This window comes from Janthinobacterium glycogeni, assembly GCF_051380725.1.
GTDB lineage: Bacteria > Pseudomonadota > Gammaproteobacteria > Burkholderiales > Burkholderiaceae_D > Janthinobacterium.
The window spans coordinates 692150-714559 of the sequence record NZ_JBNYXP010000001.1 but is presented as its reverse complement, the minus strand read 5'-3'; the positions used below and the strand labels follow the sequence as shown (position 1 = coordinate 714559).

General features: G+C 61.1%; 13 protein-coding genes. 10 read left to right on the top strand and 3 right to left on the bottom strand.

Features of this window, described 5'->3' with window-relative positions; all coding sequences use genetic code 11:
* Window positions 1-34 precede the first annotated feature (34 nt).
* Entirely contained in the window at window positions 35-1048 is a 1014-nt protein-coding gene (locus ACQ4W4_RS03290) for an inorganic phosphate transporter (protein WP_099410056.1), read from the top strand.
* A 169-nt stretch (window positions 1049-1217) separates the two neighbouring features.
* Here the strand turns inward: ACQ4W4_RS03290 and ACQ4W4_RS03285 are convergent, their stop codons facing one another.
* Entirely contained in the window at window positions 1218-2114 is an 897-nt protein-coding gene (locus tag ACQ4W4_RS03285; protein ID WP_070290539.1) for an MBL fold metallo-hydrolase, read from the bottom strand.
* A gap of 198 nt (window positions 2115-2312) precedes the next feature.
* Here ACQ4W4_RS03285 and ACQ4W4_RS03280 point away from each other — a divergent pair, with 198 nt between their 5' ends.
* The 8 genes from ACQ4W4_RS03280 (at window position 2313) to ACQ4W4_RS03245 (ending at window position 17565) form a co-directional block, all read left to right on the top strand.
* Window positions 2313-3935 carry a GAF and HD-GYP domain-containing protein gene (locus ACQ4W4_RS03280; RefSeq protein ID WP_436540763.1) on the top strand — a complete coding sequence of 541 codons (1623 nt, stop codon included), beginning with the start codon at window positions 2313-2315 and terminating at the stop codon, window positions 3933-3935.
* Window positions 3932-6187 (top strand): CHASE2 domain-containing protein, encoded by a 2256-nt coding sequence (locus tag ACQ4W4_RS03275; protein ID WP_436540762.1) that lies wholly within the window; start codon window positions 3932-3934, stop codon window positions 6185-6187. The genes ACQ4W4_RS03280 and ACQ4W4_RS03275 overlap by 4 nt, the downstream gene beginning before the upstream one ends.
* Window positions 6188-6396: 209 nt before the next feature.
* Window positions 6397-8007, top strand: a complete 1611-nt coding sequence (locus ACQ4W4_RS03270; protein WP_436540761.1) for a ShlB/FhaC/HecB family hemolysin secretion/activation protein — start codon at window positions 6397-6399, stop codon at window positions 8005-8007.
* Between the two features lie 16 nt (window positions 8008-8023).
* Window positions 8024-13129 (top strand): two-partner secretion domain-containing protein, encoded by a 5106-nt coding sequence (locus ACQ4W4_RS03265; RefSeq protein ID WP_436540760.1) that lies wholly within the window; start codon window positions 8024-8026, stop codon window positions 13127-13129.
* Window positions 13098-13853: a FecR family protein gene (locus tag ACQ4W4_RS03260; RefSeq protein ID WP_436540759.1), complete on the top strand. Its 756-nt coding sequence runs from the start codon at window positions 13098-13100 to the stop codon at window positions 13851-13853. Before ACQ4W4_RS03265 ends, ACQ4W4_RS03260 begins: the two co-directional genes overlap by 32 nt.
* A gap of 105 nt (window positions 13854-13958) precedes the next feature.
* Window positions 13959-16394 carry a heavy metal translocating P-type ATPase gene (locus tag ACQ4W4_RS03255; protein WP_436540758.1) on the top strand — a complete coding sequence of 812 codons (2436 nt, stop codon included), beginning with the start codon at window positions 13959-13961 and terminating at the stop codon, window positions 16392-16394.
* 1 nt (window position 16395) lies between these two features.
* Window positions 16396-16815, top strand: a complete 420-nt coding sequence (gene cueR, locus ACQ4W4_RS03250; RefSeq protein WP_070311137.1) for a Cu(I)-responsive transcriptional regulator — start codon at window positions 16396-16398, stop codon at window positions 16813-16815.
* Window positions 16816-16836: 21 nt separating this feature from the next.
* Window positions 16837-17565 (top strand): glutathione S-transferase, encoded by a 729-nt coding sequence (locus ACQ4W4_RS03245; protein WP_436540757.1) that lies wholly within the window; start codon window positions 16837-16839, stop codon window positions 17563-17565.
* A 44-nt stretch (window positions 17566-17609) separates the two neighbouring features.
* On the opposite strand, the gene ACQ4W4_RS03240 is transcribed toward ACQ4W4_RS03245, so the two are convergent.
* Both ACQ4W4_RS03240 and ACQ4W4_RS03235 read right to left on the bottom strand, forming a co-directional pair.
* Complete coding sequence (locus tag ACQ4W4_RS03240) at window positions 17610-17810, bottom strand: heavy-metal-associated domain-containing protein (protein ID WP_436540756.1); 201 nt, start codon at window positions 17808-17810, stop codon at window positions 17610-17612.
* Between the two features lie 83 nt (window positions 17811-17893).
* A complete protein-coding gene (locus ACQ4W4_RS03235) occupies window positions 17894-18835 on the bottom strand; it encodes a bestrophin family protein (RefSeq protein WP_436540755.1) in 942 nt (313 codons plus the stop codon).
* 945 nt (window positions 18836-19780) lie between these two features.
* Here ACQ4W4_RS03235 and ACQ4W4_RS03230 point away from each other — a divergent pair.
* Window positions 19781-22177 (top strand): NACHT domain-containing protein, encoded by a 2397-nt coding sequence (locus ACQ4W4_RS03230; protein ID WP_436540754.1) that lies wholly within the window; start codon window positions 19781-19783, stop codon window positions 22175-22177.
* Window positions 22178-22410 lie beyond the last annotated feature (233 nt).

Here is a 22410-nt window from a genome sequence, read left to right as displayed (position 1 = left end):
GGGCCTGTCCTGAACCAGAATCAGAAAAGAAACTATAATGACCATACAAATCAGCATCTACGTGCTAGGCCTGTTGATCGTCCTCGCGCTGCTGTTTGACTTCATGAACGGCTTCCACGATGCCGCCAACGCGATCGCCACGGTGGTCTCGACGGGCGTATTGAAACCGCAGACCGCGGTTGCCATGGCCGCCACGTTCAACTTCGTCGCCATCTTCGTGTTTCACCAGCTGACCGTGGCCGCCACAGTGGGCAAGGGCACCATCGACCCGGCCGTGATCGACCAGTACGTGATCTTCGGCGCGCTGATGGGCGCCATCTTCTGGAATTTGTTTACCTGGTACTACGGCATTCCTTCGTCGTCCTCGCACGCCCTGATCGGCGGCCTGGTGGGCGCCGCCGTCGCCAAGTCCGGCACGGGCGCGCTGGTCGCGGCCGGCCTGTGGAAAACCGTGGCCTTCATCGTCATCGCCCCCGTGCTGGGCTTCGTGTTCGGCTCCATCATGATGCTGATCGTGTCGTGGATCTTCGTGCGTTCGACGCCGCGCAAGGTCGACAAATGGTTCCGCCGTTTGCAGCTGGCATCGGCGGCTGCCTACAGCCTGGGCCACGGCGGCAACGATGCGCAAAAAACCATCGGCATCATCTGGATGCTGCTGATCGCCGCCGGCTACTCGAGCGCGGCCGATGCCATGCCGCCGATGTGGGTCATCATCTCGTGCTACACGGCCATCAGCTTCGGCACCCTGTTCGGCGGCTGGCGCATCGTCAAGACCATGGGCCAGAAGATCACCAAGCTCAAACCGGTCGGCGGCTTCTGCGCCGAAACGGGCGGCGCGATCACCCTGTTCGTCTCGACGGCGCTGGGCATTCCCGTGTCGACCACGCACACGATCACGGGCGCCATCGTCGGCGTCGGCTCGGCGCAAAAGATGTCGGCCGTGCGCTGGGGCGTGGCGGGCAATATCGTCTGGGCCTGGATCTTCACGATTCCCGCTTCCGCGTTTGTTGCCGCAGTCGCCTGGTGGATTGGCCACCACATCATGTAAGGCGCCTCTGCAAACCTACTGCGCAGCCCCCTATCGAATCTCCGTTGCTCACTGTACTAAAGTACAGTTCCGCTACTCAATCCGATATCGGGCTTGCTCGCTACGGTTTTCAGAGGGCCTTGGGCCAATTGGGCACATTCAAAAAAAGGAACCGCAAGGTTCCTTTTTTTTATGCGCCGGCCAGTTCCACCGTCAGCCCCTCGCTGGCGAGGAACACCTGCAGGCCGGCCAGGCGGCTCGCATAGCGGCCCATCACGTCGGCAAATACGGCTTCGAGCTGCTCGTCGCTGCGGGTCGGTTCGTGGTGGGTGCAGTACAGGTGCCGCGCGCCGCAGCGCAGGGCCAGGTCGAAGGCGGCGTCGAAGGTGCCGTGGCCCCAGCCCTGCTTGCCCGGGTATTCTTCGCGCGTGTACGAGCAATCCATGATCAGCGCATCGACGCCCGCGACGAGCGCATCGATGCCGGCCTGGCGCTGCGCATTGCGCGCCGCGCAGGCCGCATGCTCGGCGTGGCCGGGCGGATGCAGGTTGTAGAACGGTTCATGGTCGCCGCTGAAAAACAGCGAAGCGCCGCCGCAGTCGATGCGGTAGCCGAGGTTGACCACCGGATGGTTCATTTCCGCGCCGCGCACGCGCGCGCCGCCCACCTCGACGGCTTCGCCGGGCGCCAAGGTGCGGTACTCGATGCAGGCCGCCATGGCCGCTTCGCTGACGGGGAAATAGCTGCCCTGCAGCTGCACCGCCATCACGTGCTCGATGCCGCGCCCGCTGTTGCCGTCCAGGGCGCCATGCAGGCGCATGCGGTTGCCGGCCACGAACAGGGGCGAGAACATGGGCAAGCCGTGGATATGGTCCCAGTGGCTGTGCGTGATGAAGACGTGCGCGTCGACGGGCTGGCCCGGCGGCAGTTGCTGCGCCAGCGCGAAGATGCCGCTGCCGGCATCGAGAATGATCAGGCTGTCGTTGTCCGTGCGCACCTCGATGCACGTGGTGTTGCCGCCATAGCGCGCCGTGCGCGGGCCGGGGGAGGGGATGGAGCCGCGCACGCCCCTGAATGTGAATTTCATTCAGTACCTTGTTACAGTGTAATTATTGTTGATTCTATTCTAATTAATGAGATTGGCGGCAACATTTATGTGTGTTGCGATACGGAAAGTAATTTCATTTTGTTGTGACTAAGTAATGTACAGTGCGCAGGGTCGCCGTTACACTGGCGCTTGCCGACTTCCTCTTTTTTGCTTGCCCATTACCTGATTGCCACCAATATGCCTCAGCTGCACCCTGAGAAAATCGCCCACAGACTGGAGCAATTGACCGAACTCAGCGTCGCGCTCGGCCATGGCCTGGGCGGTGAGGGGCGCGACATTGGCGCGCTGCTGCAGCGCATCGTGCTGCTGGCGAAAAGCATGAGCGGCGCCGACGGCGCCACCCTGTACCGGCCCGCGCTGGAGGGCCGCCAACTGGCGTTCGACATCAGCGTCAACGACAGCCTGGGCATCGCGCAGGGCGCGGACATGGGCTTGCCCGGCGTGCCGCTGTTCGATGGCGCCGGCCAGCCCAACCTGGCGTCGGTGGCCGCGTATGCGGCGAACATGCGCCGCAGCGTGAATATCGCCGACGTCTACCGCGACGAGGTCTTCAATTTTTCCGGCATGCGCGAGTTTGACCGTCACCATGGCTACCACACGCAATCGATCCTGACGGTGCCCATGAGCGATCACGAGGGCGACCTGATCGGCGTGCTGCAGCTGGTCAATGCCAAGGATAGCGAGACGGGGCAGGTGCGCGCCTTTTCCTCCACCGACCAGCGCTTCATCGAGGCACTGGCCGCGCAGGCGGGCGTGGCGCTGACGAATCAGCTGCTCATTGCGCAGCTGGAAGAGCTGCTCGAGTCGCTCGTTACCCTGATCAATATCGGCATCGATGAAAAGTCGCCGTACACGGGACGGCACTGCCAGTTCGTGCCCGAACTGACGATGTTGCTGGCCGATGCCGCGCATGCGACGCAAACGGGGCCGCTGGCCGATTTCCGGCTCAGCGACAACGAGCGCAAGCAGCTCTGGCTGGCCGGCCTGCTGCACGATTGCGGCAAGATCACCACGCCCGTGCACGTGGTCGACAAGGCCACCAAGCTGGAAACCATTTTCGATCGCATCGCTCTGATCGACACGCGCTACGAAGTGCTGCTGCGCGACGCCGAGATCGAGGCCCTGCGCCTGCAGGCCGCGCAGCCGCAGCGGAAGGACGCCATCGTCCGCGCGCTGGAGCAGGAGCAGGCGGCGCTGCGCGAGGAGCGCGACTTCATCCGCACGGTCAACATCGGCGGCGAAAGCATGGCGCAGGCCGACCAGGAAAGGGTGCGGCAGATCGCCCGGCGCCGCTGGCGCGCGGCCGACGGCGAACTGCGCGACTTTCTCGACGCCGACGAGACGGAAAACCTGACCATCCGCGCCGGCACCCTGACGGCGGCCGAGCGGGCCATCGTCAACAACCATATCAGCGTGTCGATCCGCATGCTCGAAGCGCTGCCGTGGCCCAAGCACCTGCAGAAGGTGCCCGAATATGCGGGCGGCCACCACGAGCGCATGGATGGCAAGGGCTATCCGCGCGGGCTGACGAAAGAACAGATGTCGGTGCCGGCGCGGCTGATGGCCATCGCCGACATTTTCGAGGCGCTGACGGCGCGCGACCGTCCCTACAAAAAGGGCAAGTCGTTGTCCGAATCGCTGCGCATCCTCGGCAATTTCAGCCTGAACGGCCATATCGACCCGGAGCTGTTCGACGTTTTCATCCGCAGCAAAGTCTATCTGACCTTCGCTGAAAAGCACATGCATCCGAGCCAGATCGATGCCGTCGACGAGGCGGCCATTCCGGGCTATACCCCTTGAAGCTGTCGCCGGCCTGGCGCAAGCATGGGGCGCGCTTTTTGCTGGGCGTGTTCTTGAGCGTGGCGGCCGCCATCGTGTGCCTGGCCGGCAATGAGAATATCGCGCGGCTGGACGCCATGCTGGGCGACTGGCGCATGCGTCTTGATGCGCCGCAGCTCGACCGGCGCATCGTCATCGTCGACATCGACGAGCACAGCCTGGCCAAGGTGGGCCGCTTTCCCTGGAGCCGCGATATCCAGGCGCGCCTGGTGCGCCAGCTCACCGGCCATTACGGCGTCGCCGCGCTGGGCTTCGATATCTCGTTTCCCGAAGCGGACACCAGTTCCGGCTACGCCGTGCTGCAAGGACTGGCGCGCGGCGAACTGGCCGGCGTGACCGGCTTGCCGGCGCAGCTGGAAAAACTGCGCCCGGCCATGGACTACGACGGCCTGTTCGCCGAGGCCATGCGCGGCCAGCCCGTGGTGCTCGGCTACAGCGTCTCGGAGCAGCAAAGAAAGGGCGTGCTGCCCAGGCCCGCCTTTACCGTCGCCGATTTGAACGGGCGCAGCGTCACGGCCTACGTGGCGCGCGGCTACGAAGCCAATATCGCGCCCCTGCAGGCGGCCGCGCAGGGCGCCGGCATCTTCACGGCGCTGACCGATGCCGACGGCGTCGTGCGTTCCTCGACCCTGTTGCAGCGCATCGGCGACGGCTATTATCCGTCGCTGTCGCTGGCCACCGTCGCCGTCTACCTGCAGGCGCGCGCCATCGCTCCCCGCTTCACGGGCACGGCCGATACCCTGTCGGCGCGCCAGCTGGAAAACGCCGGCCTCGAACACATCATGCTGTTCACGCCGCGCGGCGCGATGGCGATCCCCGTCGGCGAAGCCTTGACCACCACGGTGCAGTATCGCGGCGCGGGCGGCCCCGATGGCGGCGCCTTCCGCTATGTGTCGGCGTCCGATGTGCTGGCCGGTACGGTGCCGGCGGCACTGCTCAAGGGGACCATCGTGCTGGTGGGCACCACGGCGCCCGGCTTGAACGATATCCGCGCCACGCCCGTGAATGCCGAATATCCGGGGGTGGAGGTGCACGCCAACCTGATCAAGTCCATGCTCGACGGGCGCTTCAAGGCGCGGCCCGACTACGCGCTGGCGCTGGAACTGGTGCAGATCGTGCTGTTTGGCCTGCTGCTGGCGGGCGCCCTGGCCGTGCTGCCGCCGGCCGGCGTGATGCTGGCCGCCGTGGCCGCGCTGGCCGCCGCCATCGGCATCAACCTGTACCTGTACGCCGCGCACGACCTGGTGCTGGGCGTTGCCGTGCTGTTGCTGCTGATCCTTGCGCTATTCATCGCCAACCTGGCGTGGGGTTACTTTTTCGAGGTGCGCAATGGACGCGCGCTGGTGGCCCGTTTCGGCGAGTACGTGGCGCCCGAGCTGGTGGCCGAGATGGCCGACGATCCGCGCCGCTACACGATGGAGGGCGAGAACCGCGAACTGACGGTGCTGTTTGCCGACGTGCGCGGTTTCACGGCCATTTCCGAGCAGCTGGCCCCGGCCGCGCTGCGCGAATACATCAACACATACCTGACGGCGATGTCGGAAGATATCCGCGACAGCCACGGCGGCACCCTGGACAAATACATCGGCGACGCCGTGATGGCGTTCTGGGGAGCGCCCGTCGCCTTTGGCGATCACGCCAGCCGGGCTGTGGCCAGCGCCCTGCTGATGCAGGCCAGCGCGGCGCGGCTGAACCAGCAGTTTTGCGCGCGCGGCTGGCCCGCGCTGCGCATCGGCATCGGCATCAATACGGGGCCCATGCATGTGGGCGACATGGGCTCGCGAATCCGCCGCGCCTATACCGTGATGGGCGACAGCGTCAACCTGGCCGCGCGCCTGGAAGGCGCCAGCAAGCTGTATGGCGTGGGCATCGTGGCGGGCGAGGCCACGCGCGCGGCCGCCCCGGATTTCCTGTACCGCGAGCTTGACCGGATCAGGGTGCTGGGCAAGCAGGAAGCGGTGGCCATCTTCGAGCCGCGCTGCCTGCTGGCCTGCGCCGCAGCGGCCGAACTGGCGCAGCTCGAGCGCTGGCACGCCGTGCTGGCCCGGATGCGCGCGCGCGACTGGGCGCAGGCAGGTGCGCAGCTGGCCCATTTGCAGGCGGACTTTCCCGACGATGGCCTGTACCGGCTGTACGCGGCGCGCCTGGAGCAGTACCGCAATGCGCCGCCGCCACTGGACTGGGATGGCGTGACAGAATTGCACAGCAAATAGCCCGCCATTCGCCGGAAAAGGCAAGCGATTGCGGCATTTTTCACCATTGCGTGCGCATTGTTTGTTGCATTGCGATAAAAATCAGGGAGAAATGTTAGAAATTTCTGACTGGAAACTAAAAGCCGTCTAAAATTTGTCTTCAATCCATTGCCGGACATGCAGGCGCCTGCGGGCCGCGCGCTTGTCCGGTTACACAAGAAATCCTTCACATGACATATCGTTTGGTGCACCTGCTTGCGGGTTCCGCGCTGCTGTTCGCCGTCGGCGCCGCCGGCGCTGCCGTTCCTATGGATGACGCGGCGCCTGCGCTGCAGGAAGACGGCGTGCCGCGCTTCGAGATCCGCCGCTTCGATGTTCAGGGAAATACCCTGCTCACGTCCGCGCAGGTGCAAGCCCTGCTGGCGCCCTTTACGGGAGCGCAGCGCGATTTTTCCGACATCGCGCGCGCCGTCGAGGCGCTGGAGGGGGCTTACCGCGAGCGCGGTTACAGCGCCGTGCAGGTGCAACTGCCCGAGCAGGAACTGGAGCGCGGCGTGGTGCGCCTGAGTGTGCTGCAAACGCCGCTGGGCAAGCTGACCATCAGCGGCAATGCGCATGTGGACGAGGCCAATGTGCGGCGCGCCTTGCCGTCTCTTCGCGAAGGCGAGACGCCGAACTTGCCGGCCCTGTCGCAAAGCCTGATGCTGGCCAATGAAAACCCGGCGCGCAAGATCGAAGTGCGGCTGCAAGCCGATGAACCGGCGGGCGCCATCGACGCCATCGTCACGGTGGTCGATGAAAAACCCTGGAAAGCCATGCTCAACGTGGACAATACGGGCAATGCGCAAACGGGCAAGACGCACGTGGGTGTGGTGCTGCAGCATGCCAATCTGTTCGGCCTCGATCATGTCGCCAGCCTGCAATACACGAGCAGCCTGGAAAAGCCGGACAAGGTGGGCGTGTATGGCGCCGGCTACCACTTGCCGCTGTATGCGCTGGGCGACTCGATGGATTTTTTTGCCAGCTATTCGAACGTCGATTCGGGCAGCGTCTCGGCCGGCATTTTCGACCTGGCCGTCAGCGGCCAGGGTAGCATGGCCGGCATCCGCTACAACCAGAACTTTGCCCGCCGCGACGATTTCGAACCCAAGCTCGTGTACGGCATCGACTACAAGGCTTACCGCAACAGCGTGCAGCTGTTCGGCATGGAACTGGGCGCCGACGTCACCGTGCATCCGCTCAGCGTCAGCTACATCGGCAACTGGACCCTGCCCACGGGCGAGACCAGCGTGGCGCTCACCTTCGCGCACAATATCCCTGGCGGCAAGCACGGCGCGCAAGCCGATTTCGACCGCGTGCGCGCGCATGCCAAGGCGGCCTACAACACCCTTCGCCTGAGCGCCAGCACGGGACGCGTGCTGGCCGGCGACTGGCAATGGCGCGCGCTCGTCAATGCGCAAGTCACGCCCGACGCGCTGGTGCCGGGCGAGCAGTTCGGCGCCGGCGGCGCCGCGTCCGTGCGGGGCTTTGCCGAGCGCGAGGTATCGAACGATTCGGGCGTCAACCTGAACCTGGAGCTGTACACGCCGAACTGGTGCGGCCAGGCGCTCGGCTACCAGTGCCGCGCGCTGGCGTTCTATGACACGGCCTGGCTGCGCCGCAACCATGCGCTGCCCGGCGAAAGCGCGTCGCAAGGCATCAGCAGCGGCGGCCTCGGCCTGCGTTTGCTGCTGAGCCGCTACGCCAATCTGCAACTCGATTACGCCCATGTCGTCAATGGCGGCGACACGGGACAGCGGGGCGCCAACCGCCTGCATTTCCGCCTCGCCTTGGCCTACTAGCATCAGGATGAACACCATGCACAACCACGTCCAGCACGCCTCGGCTTTCATCCAGACGCCGGCCTTTTCGTCACCGCTTGCGCCACCCCTGCGCCGCACGGCGCTGGCGCTGCTGCTGGCCGGCTGTTTCGGCGCCGCGCAGGCCAACCCCGCCTTGCCGCAGGTGGTCAACGGACAGGCGACGTTCAGCCAGCAGGGCAATATCTTCTCGATCACGAACACGCCCAACACCATCATCAACTGGCAGAGCTTTTCCATTCATGCGGGCGAAATCACGCGCTTCATCCAGCAAAACGGCAATAGCGCCGTACTCAACCGCATTACGGGACAGGACCCCAGCAAGATCCTGGGCGCGCTCGAATCGAACGGCAAGGTCTTCCTGATCAACCCGAACGGCATCGTTTTTGGCCAGGGGGCGAAAGTGGACGTGAACGGGCTGGTCGCCTCCAGCCTGGGCATGACGAATGAGGATTTCCTGTCCGGCAAGCGCCAGTTCACGGCCGGCGGCGTGGCTGGCGGCCTCGCCAATGCGGGCCAGATTAACGCGGGCAAGGGCGGACAAGTGCTGTTGATCGCGCCGAACGTGGAAAACACGGGCCTCATCACGGCGCCAAACGGCGAAGTGATCCTGGCGGCCGGACGCAGCGTGCAGCTGGCCGACCCCGGCAATCCGCAATTGCGCGTGCTGGTCTCGGCGCCGAACGACCAGGCGCTGAACCTGGGGCAGATCATCGCCCAGGGCGGCAGCATCGGCATGGCCGGCGCGCTGGTCAGCCAGCGCGGCGTGCTCAACGCGAACAGCGCCGTCGTCGGCGACAACGGCAGGATCGTGCTCAAGGCCAGCGGCAAGGCGCTGCTCGAGGCGGGCAGCGTCACCAGCGCCACGGGTGCGGCGGGCAAGGGCGGCGAGATCCAGGTGCTGGGCGAACAGGTGGGCTTGCTGGGCAATGCGGCAATCGACGCCAGCGGGGCCACGGGCGGCGGCACGGTCTTGCTGGGCGGCGACTACCAGGGCAAGAACGCGGCCGTGCAGAATGCGCGGCAAGTACTCGTCGGCAAGGATGCCAGCGTCAATGCCGATGCGATTGTCAGCGGCAACGGCGGCAAGGTCATCGCCTGGGGCAACGAGTCGGCCCAGGTGCACGGCAGCATTTCCGCGCGCGGCGGCGCTCAGGGCGGCGACGGCGGCTTCGTGGAAACGTCCGGCCATTCCCTGGCCGTCGACGGCATCCGCGTCAATACCAGCGCGGCGCGCGGCAAGCGCGGCAACTGGCTGCTCGATCCTTACGATATCACCGTGGTCGCCGGTTCCGACGGCGGGCTGAGTGACGTCGACCAGTTCGCCGACGCGCCGTCCACCGGCAACACCAATCTCGGCGCCGACCTGATTTCTGGCGCCAGCAGCAACGTCACCTTGCAGGCAACGCATCGCATCAATTTCAACAGCGCCATCAACATCACGCAGCAAGGCGTGGGCTTGACGGCGCAGGCGGGCGAAACGATCAACGTTAACGCCTCCATCGCCACGAATGGCGGAGCCGTCAGATTAATGGCCAATGATGCCAGCAGCGGCAGCGTCGGGGCCGTTGGCTCGCAGGTGAATCTGGCCGCGCCGATCACCAGCAATGGCGGTAACGTCTATCTTTCCGGCGCCAGCGTGGGTGGCGCCGGCGTGGTCGACGTCGGCAGCGGCCATCTGAGCCTGATCAGCAATTTCCAGGGCGGCGCTATCGACCTGACCGGTAGCGGAGATCAGTTGCTGGGCAGCGGAATCGCCGACCAGACGGTGACCTTGCAGGCAGATAATATCGGCATTAACGGCAAGGTCAACTTCGGCGGCGCGGCCGGCGGCGCAAATGTCATCATCAAGCCCCTGAGCAGTTCGCGCAGCATCGACCTGGGCACCAAATCGGGTACGGCCCTGAGTTTGAACGCGGTTGAGCTGGCCGGCATCTCGGCCGCGTCGCTGACCATCGGCGACGGCACGAACACGGGCGGCATGCGGATATCGGATGCGCTCGCCAGGACCGGCGATCTGCACCTCAATTCAGGTTCCGCCATCACGGCCACGGCTGCCGTGACGGTGGACGGCAGCTTTGTGCTGGATGGCGGCATCTGGGTGCAGAACGCGGCGGCCCTGCCAGGATTCAGCGCCCGCAGCTTTACCATCGGCGGCGGCGCCGGCTTCCTGCGCGTGGCCGGCGGCGACGGTGGCGCGACACCGTATCTGCTGGCCGATATCTATGGCTTGCAAGGCATCGCCAGCCTGGGTCTCGGCAACAACTACCGCCTGGCCGGCAATATCGACGCCAGCGGCACCGTGAACTGGAACGATGGCCAGGGCTTTGTGCCGATCGCCGGCAACGGCAGCGGTTTTTCCGGCGTCTTCGATGGCGGCGGATTTACGCTCAGTAATTTGAAAATCGACCGCAGCCTGGCGCCAGGTTCGGCGGCTGGCCTGTTCGGCAGCGTGCAGGGCGGCACCTTGCGCAACCTGACCCTGAGCGGCGGCAGCGTCGCCGGCAGGGCGAACGTGGGCGCGCTGGCAGGCGAGGTCGTCAGTGGCACTATCTCCGGCGTGAACAGCAGCGTAGCCGTCAGCGGCCAGCGCAATGTCGGCGGCCTGGTGGGCAGCAACGGGGGCGCCATCACGCTGTCGGCCAGCAGTGGCGCCGTCACCGGCGTCAATGCCGACAACGGCGGCGCCATCGGCGGGCTGGCGGGATCGAATGCGTCCGGCGCCAGCATCGCGACCTCGTACGCCACCGGCGTGGTGACGGGCGCGCGCGAGATGATCGGCGGCCTGGTCGGCAACAACCAGGGCGCGCTGAGCCAGTCTTATGCTACCGGCAATGTCACTGGCGCGCGCAGCATCGGCGGCCTGGCGGGCTTGAACGGCGGCAGCATCAATGACGCCTATGCCAGCGGCGCCGTGGGCCGGGCCGTTACTGCCGATCCCATCCTGTCCATGGAAAACATGGGCGGGCTGGTCGGTGAAAGCACGGGCAGCGTCAGCCATGTCTTCAGCAGCGGCGCCGTGAGCGGCGACGGCTATGCGGCCGTGGGCGCGGTGGCCGGCCGCGTGTCGGCCGGTTCCCCGTTCAGCTATGGTTTTTTCAATTATGAAACCTCGCTGGTGCAGACCGATGGCGGCGGTTCCAGCCGCCGCAGCACGGCGCAGATGCAGCAGCAGGGTAGCTTCGGCGACTACAATTTCAGCAGCGTGTGGCGCATTTACGAAGGCTACACGACGCCGATGCTGAAGGCTTTCCTCAAGCCGCTGCAAGTAAACCTGTCGGGCAATGCCACGGGCAAGGTCTACGATGGCCAGCTGGCCGCCTTCCTCGGTTCGATCGCCTATGTGGGGTTGATCGACGGCGACACGGGCGTGAATGGCAGCCTCGGCTACGGCAGCAGCGCGCGCAATGTGGGCAGCTATGCAGCGACGGGCCTGTGGTCGACCAAGTACGACATCAGCTTCGGCGGCACGACGACTTTCGCCATCACGCCGCGCACCCTCAACGTGCAATTTAACGGCGTCAACAAGGTCTATGACGGCACGACGGGCGCCGCGCTGGGTTTCGGCGATGACCGGATTGCCGGTGACCGCCTGGACTTGTCGGCCCTGGCCAGCTTCAGCGACAAGAATGCGGGCGCGGGCAAGACGGTATTCGTGACGAACCTGAGCCTGGGCGGCGCCGATGCGGGTAATTACCTGCTGACCTCGACGGGCGGCACGACGCAGGCGACGATTGCGCAAAAACAATTGTCGACCTGGGTAGGCAGCGGCAGCGGCTTGTGGAGCGATGCGGCCAACTGGGACGGCGGCGTGGTGCCGGAAGGCGCGAACGTGCTGGCTGTCGATTTTAGCAACAGCAGGGGCGTCGTCACCTACAGCGCGGCGGCCGGCAGCACCATCCTGAAAACCCTGCATTCCGCGACGGGCTTGCTGTTGACGGGCGGTAGCCTGACCCTAGGTGAAAGCGCGCTGGACCGTTCCGTGCTGGGCGGCCTGGCCGGCCTGGAAATCAATGGCGGCAGCTTGCTGCTGAACGGCAGCCTGTCGGCCGACCGCTATGCGCAAGGCGGCGGTGTGCTGAGCGGCAACGGCAACTTGCTTGTCGCCAATAGTTTTAATCAGACGGCCGGCGCCATTCGGCTGGCGGGCCAGCTGGCCATCACGCAAGCGGCCGGCGACTTGCGCTTCGCCAGCCTGGCGGCGAAGGAAGTGCGCTTGAGCGCCCTGAGCGGCGCCATCGGCCAGGATGGCGCGCTGCTCGCCGGCAGCCTGACGGCGCAGGCGCAAAACGGCATCGTGCTGGGCAACGAGGGCAACCAGGTAAGCAGTTTTTCCGCCAGCAACAGCGCGGGGGGCGGCATTACGCTGAACAATACCTCGGCGCCGGGCAGCTTGACCCTGGGAACGCTGAGCACTGGCGCGGGCGATATCGCCATCGATAACACGGGCGGTGTGACGGCCGGCAATATCGATGCGCATGGCGGCAACGTCAGCGTGACGGCGCACAGCCCCGTCACTGTCAACGGCAAGATCGAGGGCAATGATATCGCCCTCAATGCCAGCACGGACGTACTGCTGGGCGATGGCGCGCAGTTGGCAGCGGCGCGCCATGTCAGTTTGACGGCGGGTCGCGACATACATGTCGGCGGCAATGCGAAGATTGTTAGCGGCGGCAATTTTGCCGCCAGCGCGGAAGGTCATGTGCGCTTTGCGGATACGGCCAGCGTCGCCTTGCCGGCGGCGGCCAGCATGAGCGTGCTGGCGAAAACGGGCGGCATCACGGGGACGTCGGGCGTGCGCATCAATCGCCAGCGCAGCGGCGTGACCCTGCTGGCGCCGAATGGCGCGGTGAGCATGGCGGACGCCATCTTCCTGCCCGCCACGACCATCGATCCGCCCGTCATCAATCCTGGCCTGAACACGGCCATCGACGATGCCTTGCGCATCATCAAGCAGGCTGACCGTGCCAACGATACGCTCGCGTCCACGCCGCCAGCCAAGCTGGACGACAAGAAACCGGACAGCAAGGATGTTGCCGATGCCGCAGATAAACCTACAGGATACAAATTCGATGACCCTACTAAAAAAATGTACTGCAATTAAGGCCTTGCTGTGGCTGGCCCTGATGTGCGTGGGCGCGCACGCCTGGGCCGGACAGGTTGCCGGTACCGTCATGCAATTGAGCGGCCCCTTGATGGCCAAGAAGGCCGATGGCAAGATGAAAATCCTGGCCATCAAGTCCGAAGTCGAGCAGGGGGACACCTTGCTGACGGAAAAGGAAACCTATGCCTTGATCAAGCTGATCGACAATAGCGAAATCACCTTGAAACCGAATACCAGTTTCGTGATCGAGCAATTCAGCTACACGGCCGAGCAGCCCGATGGCGACCACGCCGTCTTCAGCCTGCTCAAGGGGGGCTTGCGCTCCGTCACGGGCTTGCTGGGCAAGCGCAACAAGGAGCGCTTCGAGATGAAGACGCCGGCCGCCACCATCGGCATTCGCGGCACGACGTTTGTCGCCACCTATGTGCCGCCCTCGGCACCGGCGGTGCCAACGGTATCGCCGCCAGTCGGGGCGGCGAAGGCGCCGGGCATGTATGTGCAGGTGCTCGATGGCTTGATTCATGTCACCAATCCTGCTGGTTCGCAAAACTTTGCCGCCGGCCAGTTCGGCTATACGCCCAGCTTCAGGCAGCCGCCCGTGATGCTGCCGGCCAATCCCGGCATCCCGTTCACGCCGCCGCCGGTGTTTTCGACGCCACTGTCCAGCACGGGCGCTTCTTCCAACGGGAGCAAGCCGGCCGCCATCGATTGCATCGTGCGTTAAGCATCGTCAAACAAGCCCGGCACACCGTGCAAATAGGGCTTGACCTTCCCATCATGGGATAGCAGATCCTGTTCGTATTCGTTCATTTTTCGTACAGGATCTGCCATGAATCAGGCTGCACTCGCTCCCGCCGCTTCCCCTCCCGCCGCCGCGCACGCGCAGGCGCTGGCCATCGAAGGCATGAGCTGCGCCTCGTGCGTGGGCCGCGTGGAAAAAGCCCTGGCCGCCGTGCCGGGCGTGACCCAGGCCAGCGTCAACCTTGCCACCGAAGTGGCCAGAATCAGTTCCGACACGCCGATTCCCCTGGCCGCCTTGCAGGCAGCCGTGGAAAAAGCCGGCTACACGGTGGCGCAGCGCGAAATCGACCTGAACGTCGCCGGCATGACGTGCGCCTCGTGCGTGGGCAGGGTGGAAAAAGCCTTGCTGAAAGTGCCGGGCGTGCTGGCCGCCAGCGTCAACCTGGCCACGGAAAGCGCGCGCGTCAAGGTGACGGGCGAGGCCGATGCGGCCACCCTGATCGCCGCCATCGACAAGGCCGGCTATGCCGCCACGGTGCCCGCCGCCAGCCAGGCCAGCGCGCCCGCTGCGGCGCCCAACCGCGACGGCATGAAAGTGGCGTTCGCGGCCGTGCTGGCCTTCCCCCTGATGCTGCCCATGCTGCTCGAGTGGGCCGGCATCCACCTGATGCTGCCCGGCGCTCTGCAATTCGCCCTGGCCACGCCCGTGCAGTTTTACTTTGGCGCGCGTTTCTACAAGGCGGGCTGGAAGGCGGCCCGCGCCGGCAGCGGCAATATGGATCTGCTGGTGGCGCTGGGCACGAGCGCCGCGTACGGCTTGTCCGTCTACCAGTGGCTGACGGCCGGTGAAATGTTGCCGCACCTGTACTTCGAGGCTTCGGCCGTCGTCATCACCCTGGTGCTGCTGGGCAAATGGCTGGAAAGCCGCGCCAAGCGCCAAACGGCCTCGGCTATCCGCGCGCTGCAAGTCTTGCGTCCGGAATCGGCCCGCGTGCGCCGCGACGGCGTCGAGATCGACTTGCCCGTGGAACAGGTCAAAGTGGGCGACTTGGTGGTCATCCGCCCTGGTGAGCGGGTGGCCGTCGATGGCGTGGTGGTGGAAGGCGCCAGCCAGATCAATGAATCGCTGATCACCGGTGAAAGCTTGCCGGTCGATAAGCATCCGGGCGACAAGGTCACGGGCGGCGCCATCAATGCCGACGGCTTGTTGCTGGTGCGCACGCAGGCCGTGGGCGGCGAGACGACCCTGTCGCGCATCATCCGCCTGGTGGAAGATGCGCAGGCGGCCAAGGCGCCGATCCAGCACCTGGTCGACAAGGTCAGCGCCATCTTTGTACCCGTGGTACTGCTGCTGGCGCTGCTGACCATGCTGGGCTGGTGGTTCGCTACCGGCGAGCTGGAAAATGCCATCATCAATGCCGTGGCCGTGCTGGTCATCGCCTGTCCGTGCGCGCTGGGCCTGGCCACGCCGACGGCCATCATGGCCGGCACGGGCGTGGCCGCCCGCTACGGCATCCTGATCAAGGATGCGGAAGCGCTGGAGGTTGCGCACGCCGTCAATACCGTCGTGTTCGACAAGACGGGCACCCTGACGGTGGGCAAGCCTGCGCTGGCGGCCCTGCATGCGCACGGCATCGACGACGCGCGGCTGCTGCAGCTGGCGGCCAGCATCCAGCGTGGCAGCGAGCACAGCCTGGCTACGGCCGTGCTCGATGCTGCCAGCGCGCGCCACATCGAGCCCTTGCCGGCCACGGGCCTGTCGGCCTTGCCGGGCCGCGGCCTGGCGGCGACTGTCGACGGCCTGGACCTGAAACTGGGCAGCACGCGCCTGATGCAGGAGTTAAACGTGGATATGACGCCGCTGGCGGCACAGGCGGTATCGCTGGAAAACACGGGCAATACGATCTCGTGGCTGGCGGCGGGATCGGAACTGCTGGGCCTGTTTGCCTTCAGCGACCAGGTCAAGCCGAACGCGCAGGCGGCCATAGCCCATCTGCACAGCCTGGGCATCCGCACGGTGATGTTGACGGGGGATAACCAGGGCAGCGCCGACGCCGTCGGCAAGCTCTTGGGCATCGACACGGTGGCGGCGAAAATGCTGCCGGCCGATAAAACCGCTAAAATTGTCGCGCTGAAAGGCGAAGGCGCGAAAGTGGCCATGGTGGGCGACGGCATCAACGATGCGCCCGCGCTTGCCGCTGCGGACGTGGGCATCGCCATGTCGACGGGCACGGACGTTGCCATGCATGCGGCCGGCATCACGCTGATGCGCGGCGATCCGGCCCTGGTGGCGGACGCCATCGATATCTCGCGCCGCACCTACAGCAAGATACGGCAGAATCTGTTCTGGGCTTTCATTTACAACCTGATCGGCATTCCGCTGGCCGCCTTCGGCTTGCTCAACCCCATGGTGGCGGGCGCGGCGATGGCCTTCAGTTCCGTCAGCGTGATCAGCAATGCCCTGTTGCTGCGCCGCTGGAAAGCCCGCAGTCATTCAGGCCGCGCGCATACCAAGGAGTCATAGGATGAATATCGGTCAGGCAGCCAGTGAAACGGGCGTATCGGCAAAAATGATACGCTACTACGAGAGTATTTCATTGTTAAAACCCAGCGCGCGCAGCGACGCCGGCTACCGCATCTACACGCCGAACGACTTGCACGCGCTGCGTTTTATCAAGCGCGGGCGGGGGCTGGGCTTTTCGCTGGAGCAGATCCGCGAGCTGCTGTCGCTGTGGCAAAACGACCAGCGCGCCAGCGCGGACGTGAAAGGCATCGCCCTGGCCCACGTCGCCGAGCTCAACAAGCGCATCGCCGAATTGACGGAAATGCGCGATACCCTGGCCCATCTGGCGCAGTCGTGCCACGGCGACGACAAGCCCGATTGCCCCATCCTGCAAAGCCTGGGGCTGGCCAGCGATACGGAAGCGAAGGCTTGCTGCCATTGAGGTAACCCAACGGAGGTGCGTATGGCGTATGAACTGTATTACTGGCCCACGATACAGGGACGCGGCGAATTCATCCGCCTGGCCCTGGAAGAGGCGGGCGCCGACTACCGCGATATCGCCCGTTTGCCTGAACGCAGGGGGCAAGGCGTTCCCGCCATGCTGGCCTGCCTCGATGGCGGTACTACGCCACAGGCTGCCTACGCGCCGCCCGTGCTGCGCGACGGCGACTTGCTGATCGGCCAGACCAGCAATATCTTGCTGTACCTGGGCCGGCGCCTGGGCCTGGCGCCGCGCGCGGAAAGCGGCCGTTTGTGGCTGAACCAGCTGCAACTGACGATGGCCGATTGGCTGACGGAAGTGCACGACACGCATCACCCGCTGTCGATGAATCAATATTATGAGGAACAGAAACAGGCGGCCATGCTGCGCAGCGCCGATTTCCGCAGCACGCGCCTGCCGAAATTCCTCGATTATTTCACCCAGGTCCTGCTGAATAATCGCAGCCGCGGTCATTATCTGGTGGGCGCAAGGCTCACGTATGGCGACCTGTCGCTGTTCCAGATGCTGGCCGGCTTGCGTTATGCGTTTCCGAAAGCAATGGCGCGCCTGGCGCCCGAATATCCCTTCCTGTCTGAGCTGCACGATATGGTGGCGGCGCGGCCGAACGTCGCCCGCTACCTGAAGTCGAAGCGCAGAATTGCGTTCAATGAGGAAGGCATCTTCCGCCACTACCCCGAGCTGGACGGATAAAAAAACAGCCGGCGCAAAGGCCGGCTGTTGTCCGTGTCTGACGCTTATTGCGCGCTGGTAACGGGGTAGCCCGCCTCGACGATAGCGGCGCTGATGGCGCCCAGTGCGCTCGATGATTCCACCGTGACGCGCTTGCTGGCCAGGTCGATCTGCACCTGTGCCGCAGGATCGATCGCCTGCACCGCTTTCGTGACCGAGCCGACGCAATGGCCGCAGCTCATGTTTTCAACTTGTAACTGATACATGGCAAGCACTCCTTGAATGATTAGGTACGTCCACTGTAAGCCTTCCCCCGATGGTAAGGTCAAGGGGAAAGCTGGCGTGCGCATCAATTCAGCAGGAAATCGTCCGCTTGCATGGGCGGCGGCACGTTCTCGTCCTGCACGGATTCGCGCAAGCTGATTTCGATGGCGCGGCACATGGCCGACAGCGGCAGATCGTTGGCGTCTTCGCCGAACGGCTCCTCGATCTCGTCGCCCAGCGCATCGAGGCCAAAGAAAGTGTAGGCGACGATGGCGACGACGAACGGCGTCATGAAGCCGAGCGAGTCGACGAGGCCGAAGGGCAGCAGGAAGCAGTACAGATAGGCTGTGCGGTGCAGCAGCAGCGAATACGAGAAGGGGATGGGCGTGCTGCGGATGCGTTCGCACGAAGCGCCCGCCGCTACCATGGCCGAGACCGTGTTATCGATCTGTGCTGTGAGGATGCTGTCGATGCGGCCTTGCCGGACGCAGTCGGCCAGGTCGTGGCCCATCTGCAGCATCAGGTAGTCCGATGGATTCGATGCCTGGCAAGCCGCTTCCCATTCGGCCGGGCGCAGCAGCGGCTGCAAGTCGGCCGGTCCGCGCGTGTCGCGCAGCTGGTGGCGCAGGGCGTGGCAAAAAGCGATGGTGCGGTAGATCATGCGCACGCGCACGTCTTCCAGACCCAGCCCGGCGTGGGCCGGCGTGTCGCCGCGTATCATCGTCTGGCACTGGCGCGAGAAATTACGGCTGCGCAAGACCAGTTCGCCCCACAGCTTGCGCGCTTCCCAGTAGCGGTCATAGGCGGCCGTGTTGCGAAAGCCCAGGAAGATGGCCAGCGGCAAGCCGATCAGCGTAAACGGGATGGTGGTCAAGATCACCTTGTGGTCGAACAAGGTGCCGTGGCACCAAGTGACGAGGGTGGCGATCAGGGTATTGACGATGAGCGTGGTGCGGATGCGCGGCAGGACGGAGCCGCGCACCACGAGGAACAGCCTTAGCGCCGAAGGACGCTCGCGCACGATCATGCCGCGCTCCCTGCCGGGGGCTGGGCTGGCGGGGAAACGCGGGCCCGGTGATTGGTAAGAGGGGAAAGACAGAGTGGCAATGGCCGGGAACAAAAAGCCCGCGGTGTGTGCGGGCTGAGCTGGGTGTGCATGGGAAACAGTGTAGGGGAGACGGCTTGAGTATAGGCCGCCGGTCCGTTTCCAGCCAATTCACAGTGGCGATAGATGTTATTCATTTCATGAATGAATATTTCATTTATAAGTATTTATGTGAATTTTAGCTTTCCGAGGTCTGTCCCTGCCGTATCTTCTTGCGGCGTTCTTCCTGCTGCCGTTTCAGTGCGGCACTGGCTGTATAGTCGTTGCGGAATCACGTCTTGCTGCGGCCCGGTTGGGAGCAATCAGCCAGGCTGGTCACGTCTGTGCAGTCGCAGGTACACCCCGCCAATCGGTCCCTGGTAGTGCCTGCGCCTGCAGGCGCACGTTACGGCCATGGGCATACTGGCAAGGTGCTGGCGATGCGGTTTGCTGCATTTATTCAGGCGGCACTTCACCATGGTAAGCCCATGCGCAAGCAATGGCGGACGATCACCCTGTAGCCATACACGGAGCTACTATTTTTTCTTGTCAGCACAGCGTCGCCACAGGAAAAACCTTTCAGTAGCGACAAATAATGCTGGTATGCACGAATCTCCAATAGGGGAGGCTTGTGCTAAAAATATCGAATATGAAAATGGCGGATCCTTTGCGGATTGTTGTAAGCATTGCTTGACCGTGCAAAAAATTGGCCTAAAGAGCGGCATTTAGCAGTTGTAATTTGTAAACGTGATAAATGGAGAGAATTGCGCGCAGTACGTCTGTTAGGCTGAATGAGTTATTGGAATATTTTCCAATAAAAATTGTGCGCCCATAGCCGTCATCAAGAGCGTGGCTAGGCTTGCTTATTTTTCTGGTTAAGTGATATGCATGTCTGTAGTTTCCCGTATATGTTCATCGCGTCAATGCGGGTTTTTATGGGGATTTCTAAAATATATATCAAGTGGCGTAGCTGATTTTGGTGAAATAATTTTAGATGATAGTTTTCAATATTTTACATTAATGTTTGGAAAGATTTTTATGGGAAATAGTTGGTCGAATTTGGAAGCCTACGCACGCTCTATTGCTTCTATTATATGGTTTAAAGAGGCAATTCCTGAGCGTATAGATGGTGTAAATTTTGACGGTGTTATTCGGATATCAGATGAGGAAATTATTCTGATCGAAGTCACTGAAGAGCATAATTTGGCGAAAATTAGAGCCGATATAGCAAAAATTTTGGCTGTAAAAATGCGTTTTGCAGCTCAAATGATCATTGCTCGAGCCTATATAATTCTAAAGGATGAGCCAACTCCTGGTATGGTTGATTTGGGGAAATCTAATAAAATATCAGTTTTATCAGTTTCTAGCTTCTCGAAGCAAGCGTTTAATTTTTCTGGTTATGAGGCGCTCAGGAGTAAAATAGCTTTTGGTAGTTCTATTAACCCAAATACTGGAGAGTCTGATCATCATGAATATGTTCCGGTATATTATACAGATGCAGAGAAAGGTAAGGAGTTTTCCGTCTCTGAAATAGTTGTTAAGTTGCGGAATAATGAAAAAATTCTTTTGCTGGGTGATTATGGAACTGGGAAGAGTCGATGTGTTAGGGAGGCATTTCATGAATTGGCAAGCGATGTTAGTTTATCATCTGCCTTTGTTTTTGCAATCAATCTCCGCGAGCATTGGGGGGCAGGTTCTGCTGTTGAAATAATATCCGGGCATTTGAAAAGGTTAGGGCTGTCAACTTCAATAGACCGTGCTATGCAACTTTTAAATTCTGGACATATAATACTTTTATTGGATGGTTTTGATGAGGTTGGGACTCAAACTTTCGGTACAAATCAAAATAAAAGAATTACTGTGCGGAGAGAGGCTCTGCAAGGTATACGCGAATTAATATCAATGAATTCAGCGGGCCTTCTGATAACTGGTCGGCCACATTATTTTAATAGTGTGGCTGAAATGAATGATTGCTTGGGGTTTTCAAAGAAGAACTCAGAAGTTTTATCTTTGCAATGTGCAGATGAATTTAATGAAAAGCAAGCACAGACTTATCTGGAGAAAATTGGTGTTAATGCAAAAGTTCCAGCTTGGCTGCCAAAAAAGCCATTAATGTTTCTGGTTTTAGCAGCTATTGACGCCGCAGATGCCGAGAGAATATTGGGTAGTAAATCCGGAGAGGTCGGTTTTTGGGGGCAATTCATTGACACAGTGTGTGAGCGAGAAGCAAAAATTCATAGTTCTATTGATCCTGCATCCGTTCGACTGGTATTAACTAATTTGGCAAGAGTTACAAGGCAAAGTGATCGTCCTCTTGGACGATTAACTCCGAAAGACGTGAATCAAGCATATGAAATTGCCACTGGATTTGTTCCTGATGAATCAGGTCAACTTATGTTATCTAGGCTATGTACCTTGGGGAGAATTGAACCGGAATCGCCAGATAGACAATTTGTCGATCCTTATATAGTTCAACTTCTTTTTGCGGATTGTCTTGTTGAAGATATTTCAAATAAAAGTTTCTTAATTCTTGATCAGAAGTGGAGACAAGCTTTGCAGCCAATGGGTTTGTATTTTTTGGCTCAATGGATGGAAATATACGGATCTAGCTCTGATGCGATTTCCATGATACAGAGAGATAGTACGCCAATTAACTCGCAGGCGGTTGGCGAGCTTGCCGCAGCGTTAACGATGTTTGAGAACGATACTATAGATTATCATGGCGTTGTCATAAAAGATGCGGAAATTTGTCAGATAGAGTTTGGTGTTAATAATTTATTGAATTTATCATTTTCCGAATGCCAATTTGGAGTTGTTTCTTTTGCAAATTGTAAAATAAATGAGAATTCGTTGGTGAAAGTTACTGACTCAACAATATCTATGGCTATTGGTTTGACTTCGATTGATGCATTACCATCATGGATAAAAGGAACTTCGATCGATGCCACTGAGAGTGTATCTAATTCTTCTAGGATTAAATCTAGCTCATTGCCTTCATCACAGAAGCTATTTTTGTCTGTAATTCATAAAATATTTTTCCAACATGGCGGCGGAAGAAAAGAGAGTTCTTTATATAAAGGTGGGTTTGGGCAGCAATTTGATAGAAAGATAATAGAGGAAATACTGGGGATTTTGGTGAACCAAAAATTCGTGGAGAAGAGTAAGGACGGATCTGTATTTATATACAACCCTAAAAGGGAATACACCGCTAGAATGAAGGCAATTAAAGATCAATTGACGCTAAGTACTGATCCTTTGTGGTTGCAGATGGCTACGTTAAAGTGAGTGAAAATTGCAAGTAACTATTTGACGTTTTGAGATTTCCCGATTTTACCCATAAATTTATGTAATTTCGGGGTGTTGAAGTGGAGATTTTAAAAAACGTGGCATATTTTTAATATGAAAATATTTCATTTTGAAAAAATAAATTAATATTATTCAATGATATTTTATGTCGACTACATCAATTTTTTAAGAATTTTCACTTTGATATTATGTTCAGTGCCTATAGTTCAGTG